The sequence below is a fragment of the Frankia sp. AgPm24 genome, assembly GCF_023243055.1.
Lineage (GTDB): Bacteria > Actinomycetota > Actinomycetes > Frankiales > Frankiaceae > Frankia > Frankia umida.
The window spans coordinates 1-14,430 of record NZ_JALKFW010000219.1; the positions used below are offsets into that span (position 1 = coordinate 1).

The window sequence follows — 14,430 nt, forward strand, 5'->3', positions numbered from 1 at the left end:
CCCCCACCACGCTCCGCCACACCCCGCGGCCGCCCCCAGGGCAAGATCCGCCTACGCGGGTCGTCGTGGGGGGCATATCGGACACGAATGCCCCCACGGCGACCCGTGTGCATCCTGCACACCCGCAGCCCTCGGCGGCGGCGTCACGGACCGTGGCCATAGGTGTGATCGTGGGCGGATGGCGGGGTCGGGCGGCCGGTGGTCGTGGTGCGGCCGGTTCCGCGGAACACTGGGCGGACGGTTCGGGTCACCGTGCGTCCGGTCTGTGTGACCATGATGGTATGGGCCTGCTTGGCGATGCGCTCGAGGCACTGTCCACCAGTGACCGCCGCCGGGGCGGCGTGCACGCCCGCCTCCACCGCCGCACGGATCATGTTCGTGCGACGGCGGCCCGGAACGCGGAGCAGGCCGCTCGTGGCTTTCCCACGCTGGTCGAGCCGCCCGGGGCCCCGTACCGCGGCGCCGGGGCCAATGCCGGGGCCGATGCCATCCATGATCGATGGGGAACCCTGCTTGCCGCCGGGGATGCCCTGCGCATCGACTGGCACCGCGCGGATGCCGCCGCGAGCACCCCTGGCGGTACCGCCGATACCGATGCCACCGACGGTGAGGTGGGTGAGGTGGGCGAGGTGACGGTCGTGCGGGGGGAGCAGTGGCGTCGGCGTGGTGCCGATGGGCAGGTCACCGGCTCGCGGCCGGCGGAACGGGCGAGCTCGGTGCTGACCCTGTTCGTGCCGGAGATCGGCCCGCTGCGTCCCTGGCTGCTGTTGTCCCATCTGCGGCTGAGCGCACTCGAGCGGTCGGTGCGGCAGGGCCGTGACATCATCCGCCTGCGTGGCACGGCCCGCGGCGGCCCGCTGGGCATGCTGCGCCAGTTCCACGGCCTGCCTCCCGGCGACACCTTCGACCTGGCCGTGGACGACGCGACCGGCATCCTCGTCGAACTGGTCGCTCACTGGGACGGCGGCGAGGTCGAACGCTGGGAACTGCACGACCTGCGCGTCGACGACCCGTCCAACCCGACCACCGTGGACGAGGCGGGGACGACGGGCCCGGAGCCCTTCGACCTGGACGCCGTCGGCATCCCGCGGGACGTGCAGGAACCGTTCCGCCGGGCCGTCCCGCTCGCCCGGCTCGCCGCCCAGGTCGACTTCACGCTGCTCGCACCGCAGGACGAGTCCTTCGCCGGCGTCCTGCGCGAGGGTGCCGGGCCGGTGGTGGTGGCGCATCCGTCCGGGGGGCGTCCTGCCGGTCGGACGGTGTGGTTCGAGCAGTCCCGCGGGGCCGGCATGCCCGACACCACCGGCTGGGACCCGATCACGCTGGCCGACGGGACGCCGGCCCACCGCTGGTCACCAGCCGCCGACCCGGACCAGGTCGACCTGCACCTCACCCGCGCGGGCACCCAGATCTGGATTCGCGGCCGTGGTCCCGCGGAGATTCTCGCCCTCGCCGACGGCCTCCGCCCGGTCCAGCCCTAGATCCGTTTCGTCCCCGCAGAAGGGCCCACCCGCTCCGCCGGGCCGCCAGCGGCGACGATGTCCCGTGATGATGTCCCGTGACGATGCCCCGTGATGACGGCCTGTGACTGCGGCGCTGTCCCTAACGCCGCAGTCGTGGACGGCGGGTTAGAGGTCGTGGACCTCGCCGAGGGCGGCGGCCAGGCCCAGGCCCAGGTCGGTGGGGGCGGGGGCGAAGAAGCGGTCGATCTCGGCGTCGGTGACGTCCGCCAGGCGGGCCGGGGACCAGCGGGGGGTGCGGTCCTTGTCGACGAGGGCGGCGCGGATGCCTTCGACCAGGTCCGGGGTGGACAGCGCGGCGTTGGCGATGCGGTACTCCTGGTCGAGCGCTTCCTCGAGGCAGTCCATCGTCGTCGCCGCGCGCAGGGCACGCAGGGTGACGACCAGCGCGGTGGGGGACTTGGTGGCGATCTCGGCGCCGGCGTCCCGGGCGGCGGGCTTCACACTGTGGGTGAGCAGGCTGAGGATGCGGGTCAGGTTGTCGCCGCGGTAGAGGTCGTCGATCCACTCCCGCTGCGCGGCGAGTTCACCCGGCGGCGGGGTGTGCGCGGAGAAGTCGTAGGCGGCGATGGCCTCGGCCGGGTCCGCGGCGGTGCGCAGCACCTCGAGCAGCGCCGGGAGCCGCGCGGACGGCAGGTAGTGGTCGGCCAGACCCGCGGTGATCGCGTCGGCGGGGCCGATGTGGCGTCCGGTGAGGGCGAGGTGGGTGCCGAGCTGACCGGGGGCGTGCGAGAGCAGCCAGGTGCCGCCGACGTCCGGCACGAACCCGAGGGTGACCTCCGGCATCGCGAGCAGCGAACGCTCCGTGACGATCCGCACATCCCCATGGGCGGACAGGCCGAGCCCGCCACCCATCACGATCCCGTCCATGATCGCGATATAGGGCTTGGGGAAGCGGCGGATGCGGGCGTTGAGCCGGTACTCCGACGACCAGAACGCCAGCGCGTCCTCCGGCCGACCGGCGACGATGGCGTCACGCACGGCCCGCATGTCACCGCCCGCGCACAGCCCCCGCTCCCCGCCCCCGTCGAGCAGGACGACGGCGACGCCCGGATCGTTCGCCCAGTCGGCGAGCGCCTCGTCCAGCGCCTCCACCATGGTGGACGTCAGCGCGTTGATGGCCCGGGGCCGGTTGAGGGTGAGCCGGCCGAGGGCGCCGCCGACGCCCTCCCGGCTGACCAGTACCTCCGGCTGTGCGGACGATGCGGAGAGTGCAGACATCTCGTGTGCCCACCCTTCGGGTCGCGGTCCGCGGCCGCCGCCGTGGCCCCCCGGCCGTGATCTCACGGTCGGATGACCCGGTCGTCGGGACGCGGTGGTCGGTCGTGAACCGCGGAGCATGGCCGAAGCTGACGGCCGGCCGCACGGACGGATTCCGTACATCCTGACGGCCCGACCCGCCAGACGGTAGTGATCCGGCCTGCGCCTAGATGAGCGTCACCATCCCTACGTAATCCGTGACTATATTCTGACGATTCGCCGCTTTGGTTCTACGGATGCGGACAGCCATCTCACTCAAAGCGCATGACCTCCGGCGACTGGCTGAGCATGGGGTGATGTGCTGGCTACCCTCCTGGTCGGCGCCGATCGGTCCAGATCGGCAGATTTCGTGGCGAGTCAGGCCGCCACCACTCGCCACGCGGCCCGCCCACCTCTCCCGGCGCCTGATGTGGCCCATGCGGCCACAACGCCGCCCGCCTCTGCGTGGCGAACACCATCCGAACGCTCTCTCGGCCGCTGCGGACATCCCAGATCCACCCGACCCCATCCGCTACCTTCCGTCGTCGTCAGCGTCTGTTGGTAACCAGTTCGCTGGCTCGGTGCCTGTTGGCTGGCCGATTCGCCGGGTCGGTAGCTGTTGGTGACCGATTCGCCGGCTCGGGGGCGGATGCCGAGGGCTATTCGGTGCCATGCCGAGGGCTGTTCGGTTTTCGGGGGCCCTTGTCCTTGAACAACCCTCGGCATGTCATGATCTCATCCGATCTCGGCCACTATCCGGGGGCGCCAAGCGGCCCGAAACCCCGCCGCCGCAGCCCAGAAGCCTCGCATTTGGTGCATATAGGACTACCTGAAATCCATGATCCAATGCGGGATGACCTGGCGGGCCAGCGGGACGAGCGGTCGGGTCAGTGGGACGAGCGGGCGTGACGCTTCGACTTTCGACGGTGGGCGGCTGTCGCGCCGTGGGTGGCCGACGGGCGCAGACCAGCGAACACGCCCGCATCCGGTGCTGAACCCTCGACGGTCTGGTCGGCGAGGACGTTCTGGTCGCTGCGCGCGGTCTGCTCGGCGTGGACGGCCTGGTCGGTGCGTGTGGGCTGGTGGGTGAGGGCGGCCTGGTCGGCGCGGCGTTCGGCGAGGGTGCGGGTGCCGGGGCCTTCGACCAGGCCGTCGGGGACGTGGCGTTCGGGGGGCGGGCCGATCGGCTGGGGTGGGCGCAGGCTTGTCCAGATGCGGTAGAGGCGGCGGTAGCCGTGGGCCATCCGGAAGTGCCAGTCGAGGTCACCGGGGCTGGTGAAGGCGGCGGCGCAGTCGAGGTCGGTGCGTGGGCACGGGTAGGTCGTCACGTCGGGCTCCCTCCGTCGAGGACGGCATACCCGCAGCTCAGGGCAGGCATCCGCACCGGCCGTCCCACGCCACGAGGTGGGGTGATCGCGGGGCGGGAGCGGGAGGATCGTCGACGAGACGCCGGGGTGACCATCGGCGCGGTGGAGCGGGACATGTGGAACGGGACAGGTGGAGTGGGACATAAGGAACGCCAAGGGATGTTACGGGCGAGCTGCTGAAGTGTTGCCGCAGGCGCGGCGTGGTCGGTGCGGTGGGTCGGAGCGGAGCAGACTGGAGGTATGTCGACCACACCGCCGCCGTCGTCGTCGTCCACCTCGTCCGCACAGTCGCTGTCCGCACGGTCGGTGTCCGGGCAGTCGGTGTCCGCGGGGCCGGGCGGGTTGCGGTTGCCGGTGACGGCGCCGAACGCCGAGGCCGAGGTGGTCGAGCTGTGCTCGGAGCTGCTGCGGTTCGAGTCGGTGAACTGGGGTGACGGTAACGGGCGGGAGCGGCCGGCCGCGGAGTACGTGGCGAGCAGGCTCGCCGAGGTGGGGATCGAACCGACGATCCTCGAGTCCGAGCCGGGGCGCACCAGTGTGATCGCGCGGATCGAGGGGGCGGATTCGAGCCGGGCGCCACTGCTCATCCACTCGCATCTGGACGTGGTGCCCGCCGATGCCAGCCAGTGGCGGGTCGGGCCGTTCTCCGGTGAGGAGCTTGACGGCTGCCTGTGGGGGCGCGGCGCCGTCGACATGCTCGACATGGTCGCGATGACCCTGGCCACCGTCCGTGACCTGGTGCGCAGCGGGCGTAAGCCGTCCCGGGACCTGGTGGTGGCGTTCCTGGCGGACGAGGAGGCCGGCGGTGTGCTGGGGGCCCGGTGGCTCGTCGACAACCATCCGCAGCATGTCGCCGACTGCACCGAGGCGATCGGCGAGGTCGGCGGCTTCTCCTACACCGTCTCCGACGACCTGCGGCTCTACCTGATCGAGACGGCGGAGAAGGGCCTGGCGTGGATGAAGCTCACCGCCACCGGCCGCGCCGGCCACGGCTCGATGATCAGCGATGACAACGCGGTCACGGCGTTGTGCGATGCGGTGGCGCGCCTGGGTCGCCACGAGTTCCCCCTCGTGCTCACCGACACGGTGCGTCGGTTCCTCGGTGAACTCGGCGACGCGATCGGCATGCAGTTCGACCTTGACGATCTGGACGCCACCGTCGCCAAGCTCGGCCCGGTCGCCCGCATGATCGGCGCGACGCTGCGCAACACCGTCAACCCCACCCAGCTCGCCGCGGGGGAGAAGGTCAACGTCATCCCCGGGGAGGCCGTCGCCTACGTGGACGGCCGCTACCTGCCCGGCCAGCGCGACGAGTTCCTGCGCCAGCTCGACGAGATCCTCGGCCCCGACATCCGCCGGGAGTGGGTCGTCCTCGACGACGCCGTCGAGACCAGCTTCGACGGCCCGCTGGTTGACGCGATGGCCGGTGCCCTGCGCGCCGAGGACCCGATCGCCCGCCCCGTCCCCTACATGCTCTCCGGCGGCACCGACGCGAAGTCCTTCTCCCGCCTGGGCATCCGCTGCTTCGGCTTCTCCCCGCTGCTTCTGCCCGCTGACCTGGACTTCTCCGGCATGTTCCACGGCGTGGACGAGCGTGTCCCGCTCGAATCGCTGCGTTTCGGCGTCCGCGTCCTCGACCGCTTCCTCCACGCCTGCTGACGGTTTCCTCCACGTCCGCTGACGGTTTCCTCCGCGCCTGCGGACGGTCCCGCCGTCGGACACGGCGACCACGGGAACATCACTGCCTGTGGATGGATAGTCGGCTCGTTGTGACATCATGGATATGTGACGGACGACGCACTGGCGGCCCTCGGCCTGGCCCGGCCGACCGGGGACCGCTGGGCCGTCCCCAACCGCACCTACGCCTACCTGGTCCAGGTCAGCGCGGACGGCACCCGCTGGAACGCCGACTGGACCGAACCCTCCGGCGGCTTCGAGCCCGACACCGCCGCGTCCAACGCGACGGAGGTCGCCCGCCGCGTGCTACAACGCCGCTTCCTCCAGATCCGCGCGGACGGCGACCCGCACCGCCACCGCATGTGGTTCCGCATCGACGTCTGGTCCCTCGACACCGCCGCGCCCCGCAACGGTCATGACCCCTCGACGAGGAGCGTCGACCTGGCGGCGATCGCCTTGTCCGGGCGCCACCTGCTCTCCCGGGGCGTCCCCCCCGACGCCGTCGAGATCCGCACACCCGCCCAGGTCCGCCACGAGATCGACGGCGACCCCACCCCGCTCCGCACCCCCCACTGACCCAAGGCCCGCCCCGCTCCCGCCCCGCTCAGGGTTGTGATCATGAGACGCCGAGGGTTGTTCGAGGATTCCGGTACCGGTTTTCCAACTAGCCCTCGGCATGCGGCCGAATAACCCTCGGCATCCGGCCTCGGCCTGACGTATCGACCGTCGATCGCCGGCGAGTGCGGGGTGCCCAGCGGCCACACTTCGGACCCTGGTCGGCGCCCGTCCGCGGATCCACGAGGAAACGCCTAGGTGGGAAGGTAACCGGGCAGCCCACCGGGACGTCGGCGGCGACGTAGGACGGCTCGGCGGGAACCGTCCGGGAACAGCCGGAGCCGGTCGAGCTCCCAGTCCCCGAACTCGGCGTGCATCGTGAGGATCTGCACCGCGGCCCGGCGGTCCGTGCCCGGCGGCATGTACAGCTTCTGGTACTCGAGCTCGACTCCAGCCAACGCGACCTGACCTTGTACGACGAGCGGACGGCGGGACGACGGCGAACCACGGCAGGCGCCCGACGGTACGGCGACGCCGCCGACCACCGTGCGGTCCCACCACGTTAACCGTCCCGCTACCTGCCGCAAGGGATGCCGACCCGTTTCCAACCAGATATCCGCCGATCCACCCCGCGGCCCCCGGCCGTCCCACCCGGACGGTTCCGCGGAACCGCCGCCGGCCACCCCACCCGGACGGTTCCGCGGAACCGCTTCCGGCCGTGCCTGGTTGACGAACCCGGAGCAGTGGGATGATTACCGGCAGCACCAACGGCAAGCACGATCCGACGAGAGGACGCCTCGTGCCGCACGCCCCGTCCGACCCTGACCCAGAGCGCGACCCGGGTTCGGCCGCCGAACCCACGGCAGCGGCCGACGACACCACGGCAGTGGCCGAGGACGAGGCCCGGGACCTCCCACGCCCCTTCGAGCGCCCCCCGCTACGCCCAGTCGACTGGAACGGTGACTTCTCGCGTACTTGGGGTTCTCGTGACAGTCAGGCTGTGGCGCACGAGATCTCGTCCAAAGACGAAGCCGAGGAGAGCCGACGCTTTCTCGCCAAACTCACGCGCGAGCAGACTGACCAGGCAAACGCTCGTGCCGACGCACGTCTTGATGCTGACCTGGAGCAGGAGCTGCCGACTCCGATGAATCCAGAGGATGACGAGAGGTCGCGCCTTTGGAAAAAATTGGAGAATCTCGGACGCGTCTTCGATGAAGATCGAAAATGGTCGCGCGGTAGCCCCGAAGATTCACCAGGTGCGAGTTGAATAAAGATTTTACTCGTGTCTCGCTCCGAGTATTCAGGGGCCGAATCGGTGCCGACCGGACTCGCTAGGTAGAGGTTCAGTTGGCCCGGGTTTCTCGGCTCTGTCTGCTCCCTCGGATTCGCGATTCCTGAGGGTCGGAGCGTCGGAATTGTGCTCGGCTTGGCGGGAATGATCGGCACGGGCGCGGCTCGCGTCAGTAGCCGTATTTTCGGCGCTGAGAGTGCGTAGACGTTCGGCATTTACACGTTCGCTGAGCTCAGCCGCCTCGGAGGCACGCCCGGTCTTATGGCACACCGCAGCCAGTCTGTCTGCAGTCCTCAGAAGGTCTTCGGGAGCACCGCTAGGGGTGCGTTCCCGAATTCCGAGCTGCCGGTCAAAGTGGTAATAGGAGGCGTCGAATTCTCCGATGTCACGGTAGTGAGATGCCAGCGCCTCCCGGGCCTCAAGGGCATAAGGGTGATCTTCTCCCTCGAGTTCTTCGTGTCGGTCGAGTATCCGTCCGAATATTCGCGTGGCCTCTTCCGGTGTCCCGTTCGCGATGTGGGCCGCTGCAAGTCCTCTGTAGCTGTCGATGGTAGTAATGTGATCGGGGCCGAACTCATTTTCGCGGCCGGAGGTGGCTCGTTCCATCCATGGCACAGCGCGTTCTGCCTGGCCAGATTCGAGATGTGTCTCGCCGAGCATGTAGGCGCTTTCGAGAGTGTGCGGATGAGTAGGTCCGAGCACTCTTTCCCTGCCAGCGAAGGCCTGGTCAAGCTCGTGGGTGGCGTCGTCGTAACGGCCGGCCTGTCGATAGGTAAGCCCGAGAGCATGGTGGCTTTCGAGGGTCGCCGGATGGCCCGGATCGAGCACCTCTTTGCGTGCCGCCAAGACGGGCTCAGCATAACGGATAGCTGCTTCTGTATTGCCCATTGCACGGTAAGTGATAGCAATGTGGTGGCCGGTGTCGAGAGTGTGCGGGTGCTCTGAGCCGAGCGCGCGGTCCCGAGCTATGTGGGTCGTCAGCAGGATAGTGAGAGCTTCTCCTCGGCGACCGCTTTGGTCGATCACGGCGCCGAGGTTGTGGCGGCTTTCGAGGGTGTCGGGGTCGCGGTCGCCGAGGGCGGCCTTGCGGTCGGCGAGGTTCTGGGTGAACAGGGCCTCGGCGTTGTCGAGGTGGCCGGCCTTCTGGTAGACGCGGGCGAGGGTTTCGCGGCTGGCCAGGGTGTCGCGGTGGTCGGGGCCGAGGAGGCGTTCGCGGTCGTCGGCGTTGCGTTCGGCCAGGGGGCCGGCCTCGGCGAAGTTGTCGTTGTTGAGGGCGGCGCGCAGGTAGATGTGGCGGGCGGCGAGCGTGTCGGGGTGGTCGGGGCCGTCGAGGCGTTCGCGGGCCTGGGCGGCGCGGGTCGCGAGCAGTTCGGCTTCGGCGGGCTGGCCGCGTTCGAGGCGGTAGGCGGCGGCGTGTTCGGCGAGCCAGGCGGTTTCGGGGGTGTCCTGGTCGGGGCTGGTGTTCTCCAGCACGGCCAGGGCGTGGGGGAGCAGCGTGTGCCAGGCCTGCCAGGTCGCCGGGTCGCCGACGACGTTCTCCGGCAGGGCGGCGTGCAGGAGGCGGCCGATGCTCGCGTTCAGGTGGGCGGCGTGGTCCGGGGTGGTGCGTCCACGTAGGACGGTGCCCAGGACCGACGGTAGGTGCAGCTCGTCGCCCTGGTAGCGGACCAGGCCGTGGCTTTGGAGGTCGCTGACGGCGCGGGCGAGAACCCGGGGTCTGGCCGTCGCCGCGCGTAGCCCCTCGGCGGCCGCCGACCAGGGCGAGTCCGGGCTGGGGGCGTCTGGGCTGGGGGCGTCCGGGCTGGATGGGGTGGTGTTGCTGGTGAGGGCGTCCAGGCTGAGGGCGTCTGGGTGGTCGCGTAGGAGCCAGAGGGGGAAGGGGGTGGCGATGTCGGCGTGCGCGGCCAGGCGGAGCAGTTCGCCGGCGGTGGGGGCGTTCGCGTCGACGAGGCGGATCGACGCGTCCGACAGGGTGACAGCGGTGATGCCGGGGCGTCCCGGGGCTTCGCCCTCGGAGAGCAGGGCCAGCGGGTCGGCGCGCAGTTCGTCGAGGTAGTGGCGGGCCTGGAGGCTTTCGCTGATCATCAGGTGCGCCGCCTGGTCCAGCGCCTGGGGGAGACCGCCGAAGCGGTCGGCGATCTCGCCGGCGGCGGTCCGGTCGATGGCGGGGAGGCGGTCGGCGAGCAGCTCCACGGCGTGGGCGCGGTCCAGCGCCTCGGCGTGGATGACCTGGCCGTGGGCGTCCCAGCGGTCGTCACGGGAGGTGACGAGGATGCGGCCGTCACCGGAGGTGGTCGGTAACCAGTCGGGTAGGGCGTCCCGGCTGGTGGAGGCGTCGACGACGAGCAGCCAGCGGCGGTGGCCGGCGTCCAACTGGGCGAGGACCGCGGACGCCGAGGTCTCGGCGGGCAGGCCCAGCAGGGGTGCGGCCGCGCTGACCTGGTTGGCGATCTGATCGGTGCGGCCGGCGGGGACCCACCAGACCGCGTCGAAGTCGGCCCGGTGCGCGCGGACGTACTCCAGAGCCAGGCTGGTCTTGCCGATCCCGGCGGTTCCCGTGAGGGCGACCAGCGGGCGGTCACCGGCCATGGCCTCGGTCAGCTGGGCGAGCTCCGGGCGGTCGACGAACCGCGCGGTCGGCTCCGGCACGTTCCAGATTTTTGGCAGTTCCGCGGGGAACATCGGCATGGGCCGGGGCTGGCCCACCAGCAGCGGTCGATCCGTGGACCGCGGCCCCGGGGGAGGTGCCTGGCCGGGCCGCCCCTCGACGATCGGAGCGGGGAAGTCCGGTGAGGCTGACGGCTTCTCCCGGCCGTCCAACGTCGCCCTGATGTCGGTGCGCAGGCGTTCACGGGCCTCCGGCTCCGACAGTCCGAACAGGTCGAGGGAGACGATCCTGCTCAGCACCCCGACGGGCCGGAACTCCTCGACGCGAACGGGTATGAGCTTGCGCAGCGTTCCCTGCGGGTCCGCGGCCCAGGCGCTGCGCATCTCCTCCAGGCCGAACCTGGACCGCATGTACGCGGGGGACAGCACCGCGATCGTGCGCGCGGCGTGGATCATGCCCTGTTCCATCTGGTAGCGCCAGTTCGTGCCGGGCGTGGAGTCCCAGGCCTGGATCAGGACCTTGTAGTCGTTCTCCTCCAGATGCCAGGCGATCCACGTGGCCCACGCCGCATCGGCGCTGGTGTAGGACACGAAGAAGTCCCAGGTGAACCCATCGTGACGGCCCTGCTCCACGATGCACCATTATGTCGTACCGTGCCCACGTGCTCACGTGTGGGCAGCCGGCGTCGGCCATGGAGGTGGGGTCAGGGGACGTAGGCGAGGGTGAAGGCGAGGGTGGCGTAAAGAGTCATCGCGGCGGTGGAGGCGACCAGGGCCGCGGTGAAGATCTCGCGGCGGGTGGTCACCAGGGCCGCGACCAGCAGGAACGGGAAGGCGCCGTAAAGGTAGCGCTCGCCGGAGTCGAGGTTGCTGCCGGTGAGGACGGCGACGAGCACCAGGGTGCTCCACAGCGCGTACGACACCGGGAGCAGACGGTACATCACGATCAGGCCGGCGACGGCCAGCAGAATCCACGGGACGTGCAGGGCGGTGCCGAGTTCACCGTGGAACGCGCCGGTGGCGGCCTGCCACAGCACCGAGAGCGGGTTGCTGGTGGCGCCGTGGCGGGCGGCGTCCCGCTGCATCGTGAAGGGCGCCAGGCCGTCCCCGTAGGTGTGCGCCGACCAGGCCACATAGATCCCGGCGCCGACCAGCGGGGCGAACACCGCCACCACCCGCCAGCCGAGGGCCGCGCCGCGGCGGCGCCCATCCGGTCGCCACAGATCGCCGGGCGGCCCGGCCGTCACCGGGGACGGGGACGCGGACGGCAGGGCGGACGCGGCCGTGGACGGGTCCGAGAACGCGGACGGCGACGACGGGCCGGTGAGCGCCGCGGCAGCGGTGCGGTGCGAGGGCGAGGACGAGGGTGCGGTCGTGGGGGAGCGGGGCACCGACGCGGTGGACAGAGGCGGCGCGCCCAGACGGCGGACCAGCGGAAGCGTGGCGAGCCGTGAACCGCGGGTGGCCTCGATCGCGAGCGGGACGACGAGCAGCACCCCGAGTGGACGGCACAGCCCGCCGAGCAGGCCGGCGAGCGCGGCGAGTTCGAAGCGGCGGGTGCGGGCGCCGAGGAACACCGCGACGGCGAGCAGCCCGGCGACGGCCTCGGCGTAGCCCATGACCAGCACGAACGCCGGCGGGGCGAGCGCGGTGAACCAGATCAGACGCGAGGTGGCGTCCTCACCGAGGCCCTCGACGGTGGCCAGGCGCACCAGCGCCAGCGCCAGGCCCAACGCGCACACGTTGACGATCACCAGCAGGATCGGGCCCTCACGCCCGGCCGCACCCGGCACCTGCGCCAGACCCCGCACCGCCATCGGCAGCAGCGGGAAGAAACGGCGGCTTTCCGCCCCGGCGCCGCCGTAACCGGACTCGGCGATCGTGCGGTACCAGCCGGCGTCCCAGCCGAGCAGGCCGGTGGTGCGCAGGGTGAGGTTCTGGTCGCCCTGGGCCTGGTCGGCGAGGAAACGGGTCATGGCCAGGGCCGCGCCGACGACGACCCGGGCGGCCAGCCAGGCGAGCAGCACCTCACGCCAGCGCCACGGGTCCGGCCGCCTGCGTGCCCCGGTGTGGCGTCCACCGTCGCGCCGGCCGTCACGCCGCGTCCCGCGTCGTTCGTCCACGACGACGGCGGACGCGGGGGTCGGCGGGGCGGCGGTCATCGTCAGGACGCCTGGAAGCGCAGCAGAGCGTAGTTCTCGTAGACCTTCGCCGGCAGGCCCTGCTTCATCACCTGGTCGGCGTGCGGACGGGCCTGCGCCAACGTGGTCTGCACCTCGGTGCACAGCTCCTCGTAGGTGCGGTACGCCCCGGAACCGGCGAGGAACACGGTGTGTTCGGGGCCGGCTTCGGCCAGGGCGCGCCGGGCGATCTCACGTCCGTCGGCGTTCTCGTTGCGCTGTTCGTAGTCGACCCAGTTGACCCGGTCCGGCGCGTCGTACGTCGGGACGACGTGCACCTTCAGCCACGGCGGGATGGTGCGGGCCAGGCCCGGGCCGATCTGGTCGGGGCAGATCAGCATCACATCGCCGGGATGGGCCAGCCGTTCCAGCACATCGGCGGCCTCGGTGGCCTGCGACCGTTCCCGGTGCAGGTCGGTGGTGCCCGCGAGCAGACCGATGGCCGCGGCGACGGCGATGACGCCCTGGAAGATCCGGCGGTCCCCGATGACGGTCGAGCCCAGGCCCAGGACCAGCAGGAACGGGACGAACGCGGTCGCGGTGTAGCGGTCAGCCCAGGCGTTGCCGACCAGCTTGCCGGCGGTGACCGCGACGAACAGGGTGCCGGTGGCCAGGAAGAACAGGGTGCGGCCGGGTTCCCGTCCGCGCAGGTCGATGAGCAGGAACCGGCCGCCGGTGGACTGCCCGGCGAGACCGGCCGCGGCCAGACCGGTGATCAGGAACAGCAACAGCCGCCCGAGGGTCGTCGGACCGCCGGCCCACTGGCCGTAGGCGTGGGAGATCGCCGCGTAGCTGGCCGGCTCGCCCCACGGGGTGCCGGTGTGGGCGAGCTGGTCGAAGAAGCTCGGCAGCCACGGCGCGAACACCAGCCCGCCGCCGACCAGCCCGATCAGCGCGTGGATCGGCCCCCGCCGCGCCGCCGCGGCCGACGACATGCCCCCCGCGGCGGACGCGGACGTCGCACCCGAGGTGCCACGCCCCCCCGAGCGGTGGCTGCCGCCCCCCGAACGTCCCGTCGAACCGGTGGACGTACTGCCCGAAACCCCCGCGGCCCGTGGCACCGGCGCGCCGGCCGGGCCACCGCGACGGGCGCGCCGGGCGCGATACCAGGGGCGGACGATCAGCAGCCCGAGCAGCCACACGCCGACGGTGACCAGCAGGTACAGACACCAGTAGTGGGTCAGCGCCAGGCCGCCGGCGGCCAGCGCCAGGCCGATCACCGACTTCGCCGAGGGTGCCCGCAGCACCCGTTCGAGCGCCACCCCGCCCAGCGCGGTGAGCAGCACGATCAGGCTGTACATGCGGGTCTCGGTGCCGAAGTACAACGCGAACGGCGAGGTCAGGTACAGCACCACGCTGACCCGCGCGCCACGCTCACCGATCACCCGCCGCGCGAGCAGGTACAACGGCCAGGCCGCCGCGATGTTGACCAACGCCGACAGTGATCGCACCGCCAGGGTGCTCTCGCCGACGACGGCGATCCAGCCGTGCAGCAACAGGTAGTAGAGCGGCGGCGAACCGTCCTGAAGCAGGCCGTCCCACATGGTGGTACCGGATCCGGACAGGGGCAGGCGGGCGATCGCCACGCTCTGCGCCTCGTCCAGCCACAGGGCCTGGGTGGCGGTGAACCGTACGATCACCGCGGCGGCGACGAGCGCGCCCACCACGATGGTGAACGCCCGCCCCGCGCGGTCGGAGGCGTTGCCGACCTGGTCGACCGGTTCGGGCTTGCGCTCCGCCGGGCGCACCGCGACGTCCGTCACGGTAGTTCCTTCCGTCCACGTGGTCCGCGGTGCGGCGGGTCAGCCAGGCCGGCGTGTCCTCGACCGGCCGGGCAGGCCCGCACCCGCAGTGCTGGAATCGTGCGGGCTGGCCCTTCGGACGGGCCGCCCCGCATTCGGGCTGGTCCCGTCGTACGGGCTGGTTACGTCTGGCGGGCCCACGCGCCCGCGGGTCCGGACGGGTGCGGGGGGCAGGCCGCGGGTGCCGCCGGG

General features: G+C 71.3%; 10 protein-coding genes. 4 read left to right on the forward strand and 6 right to left on the reverse strand.

The features are described from left to right. The first annotated feature begins 281 nt into the window (after positions 1-281). Positions 282-1,481 (forward strand): hypothetical protein, encoded by a 1,200-nt coding sequence (locus MXD61_RS25340; protein ID WP_248815931.1) that lies wholly within the window; start codon positions 282-284, stop codon positions 1,479-1,481. A 147-nt stretch (positions 1,482-1,628) separates the two neighbouring features. On the opposite strand, the gene MXD61_RS25345 is transcribed toward MXD61_RS25340, so the two are convergent. Further along, positions 1,629-2,741, reverse strand: coding sequence for an enoyl-CoA hydratase/isomerase family protein (locus MXD61_RS25345; RefSeq protein ID WP_248815932.1), 1,113 nt, complete (start codon positions 2,739-2,741; stop codon positions 1,629-1,631). 905 nt (positions 2,742-3,646) lie between these two features. Beyond that, a complete protein-coding gene (locus MXD61_RS25350; RefSeq protein WP_248815933.1) occupies positions 3,647-4,087 on the reverse strand; it encodes a hypothetical protein in 441 nt (146 codons plus the stop codon). Between the two features lie 279 nt (positions 4,088-4,366). Here MXD61_RS25350 and MXD61_RS25355 point away from each other — a divergent pair, with 279 nt between their 5' ends. Together MXD61_RS25355 and MXD61_RS25360 are read left to right on the forward strand one after the other, a co-directional pair. Further along, positions 4,367-5,785, forward strand: coding sequence for a M20/M25/M40 family metallo-hydrolase (locus MXD61_RS25355; RefSeq protein ID WP_248815934.1), 1,419 nt, complete (start codon positions 4,367-4,369; stop codon positions 5,783-5,785). A 126-nt stretch (positions 5,786-5,911) separates the two neighbouring features. Next, positions 5,912-6,379, forward strand: a complete 468-nt coding sequence (locus MXD61_RS25360; protein ID WP_248815935.1) for a hypothetical protein — start codon at positions 5,912-5,914, stop codon at positions 6,377-6,379. 233 nt (positions 6,380-6,612) lie between these two features. Here the strand turns inward: MXD61_RS25360 and MXD61_RS25365 are convergent, their stop codons facing one another. Then, positions 6,613-6,816 carry a DUF5703 family protein gene (locus tag MXD61_RS25365; protein ID WP_248815936.1) on the reverse strand — a complete coding sequence of 68 codons (204 nt, stop codon included), beginning with the start codon at positions 6,814-6,816 and terminating at the stop codon, positions 6,613-6,615. A gap of 290 nt (positions 6,817-7,106) precedes the next feature. On the opposite strand from MXD61_RS25365, the gene MXD61_RS25370 reads away from it, so the two are divergent. Further along, entirely contained in the window at positions 7,107-7,625 is a 519-nt protein-coding gene (locus tag MXD61_RS25370) for a hypothetical protein (protein ID WP_248815937.1), read from the forward strand. Between the two features lie 33 nt (positions 7,626-7,658). Here MXD61_RS25370 and fxsT read toward each other — a convergent pair whose 3' ends face one another. The 3 genes from fxsT to MXD61_RS25385 all read right to left on the reverse strand — a co-directional run bounded on the left by fxsT (position 7,659) and on the right by MXD61_RS25385 (position 14,199). Then, positions 7,659-10,889: an FxSxx-COOH system tetratricopeptide repeat protein gene (gene fxsT / locus MXD61_RS25375; RefSeq protein ID WP_248815938.1), complete on the reverse strand. Its 3,231-nt coding sequence runs from the start codon at positions 10,887-10,889 to the stop codon at positions 7,659-7,661. 71 nt (positions 10,890-10,960) lie between these two features. Beyond that, a complete protein-coding gene (locus tag MXD61_RS25380; protein WP_248815939.1) occupies positions 10,961-12,418 on the reverse strand; it encodes a hypothetical protein in 1,458 nt (485 codons plus the stop codon). A gap of 2 nt (positions 12,419-12,420) precedes the next feature. Next, complete coding sequence (locus MXD61_RS25385; protein WP_248815940.1) at positions 12,421-14,199, reverse strand: glycosyltransferase family 39 protein; 1,779 nt, start codon at positions 14,197-14,199, stop codon at positions 12,421-12,423. Positions 14,200-14,430: the final 231 nt, after the last annotated feature.

What these genes read in the sequence shown, in the direction of transcription:
- MXD61_RS25380 (WP_248815939.1), bottom strand. Translation starts at nt 12,418, where the DNA reads ATGACCGCCGCCCCGCCGACCCCCGCGTCCGCCGTCGTCGTGGACGAA.
- MXD61_RS25355 (WP_248815934.1), top strand. Translation starts at nt 4,367, where the DNA reads ATGTCGACCACACCGCCGCCGTCGTCGTCGTCCACCTCGTCCGCACAG.
- MXD61_RS25345 (WP_248815932.1), bottom strand. Translation starts at nt 2,741, where the DNA reads ATGTCTGCACTCTCCGCATCGTCCGCACAGCCGGAGGTACTGGTCAGC.
- MXD61_RS25340 (WP_248815931.1), top strand. Translation starts at nt 282, where the DNA reads ATGGGCCTGCTTGGCGATGCGCTCGAGGCACTGTCCACCAGTGACCGC.
- MXD61_RS25370 (WP_248815937.1), top strand. Translation starts at nt 7,107, where the DNA reads ATGATTACCGGCAGCACCAACGGCAAGCACGATCCGACGAGAGGACGC.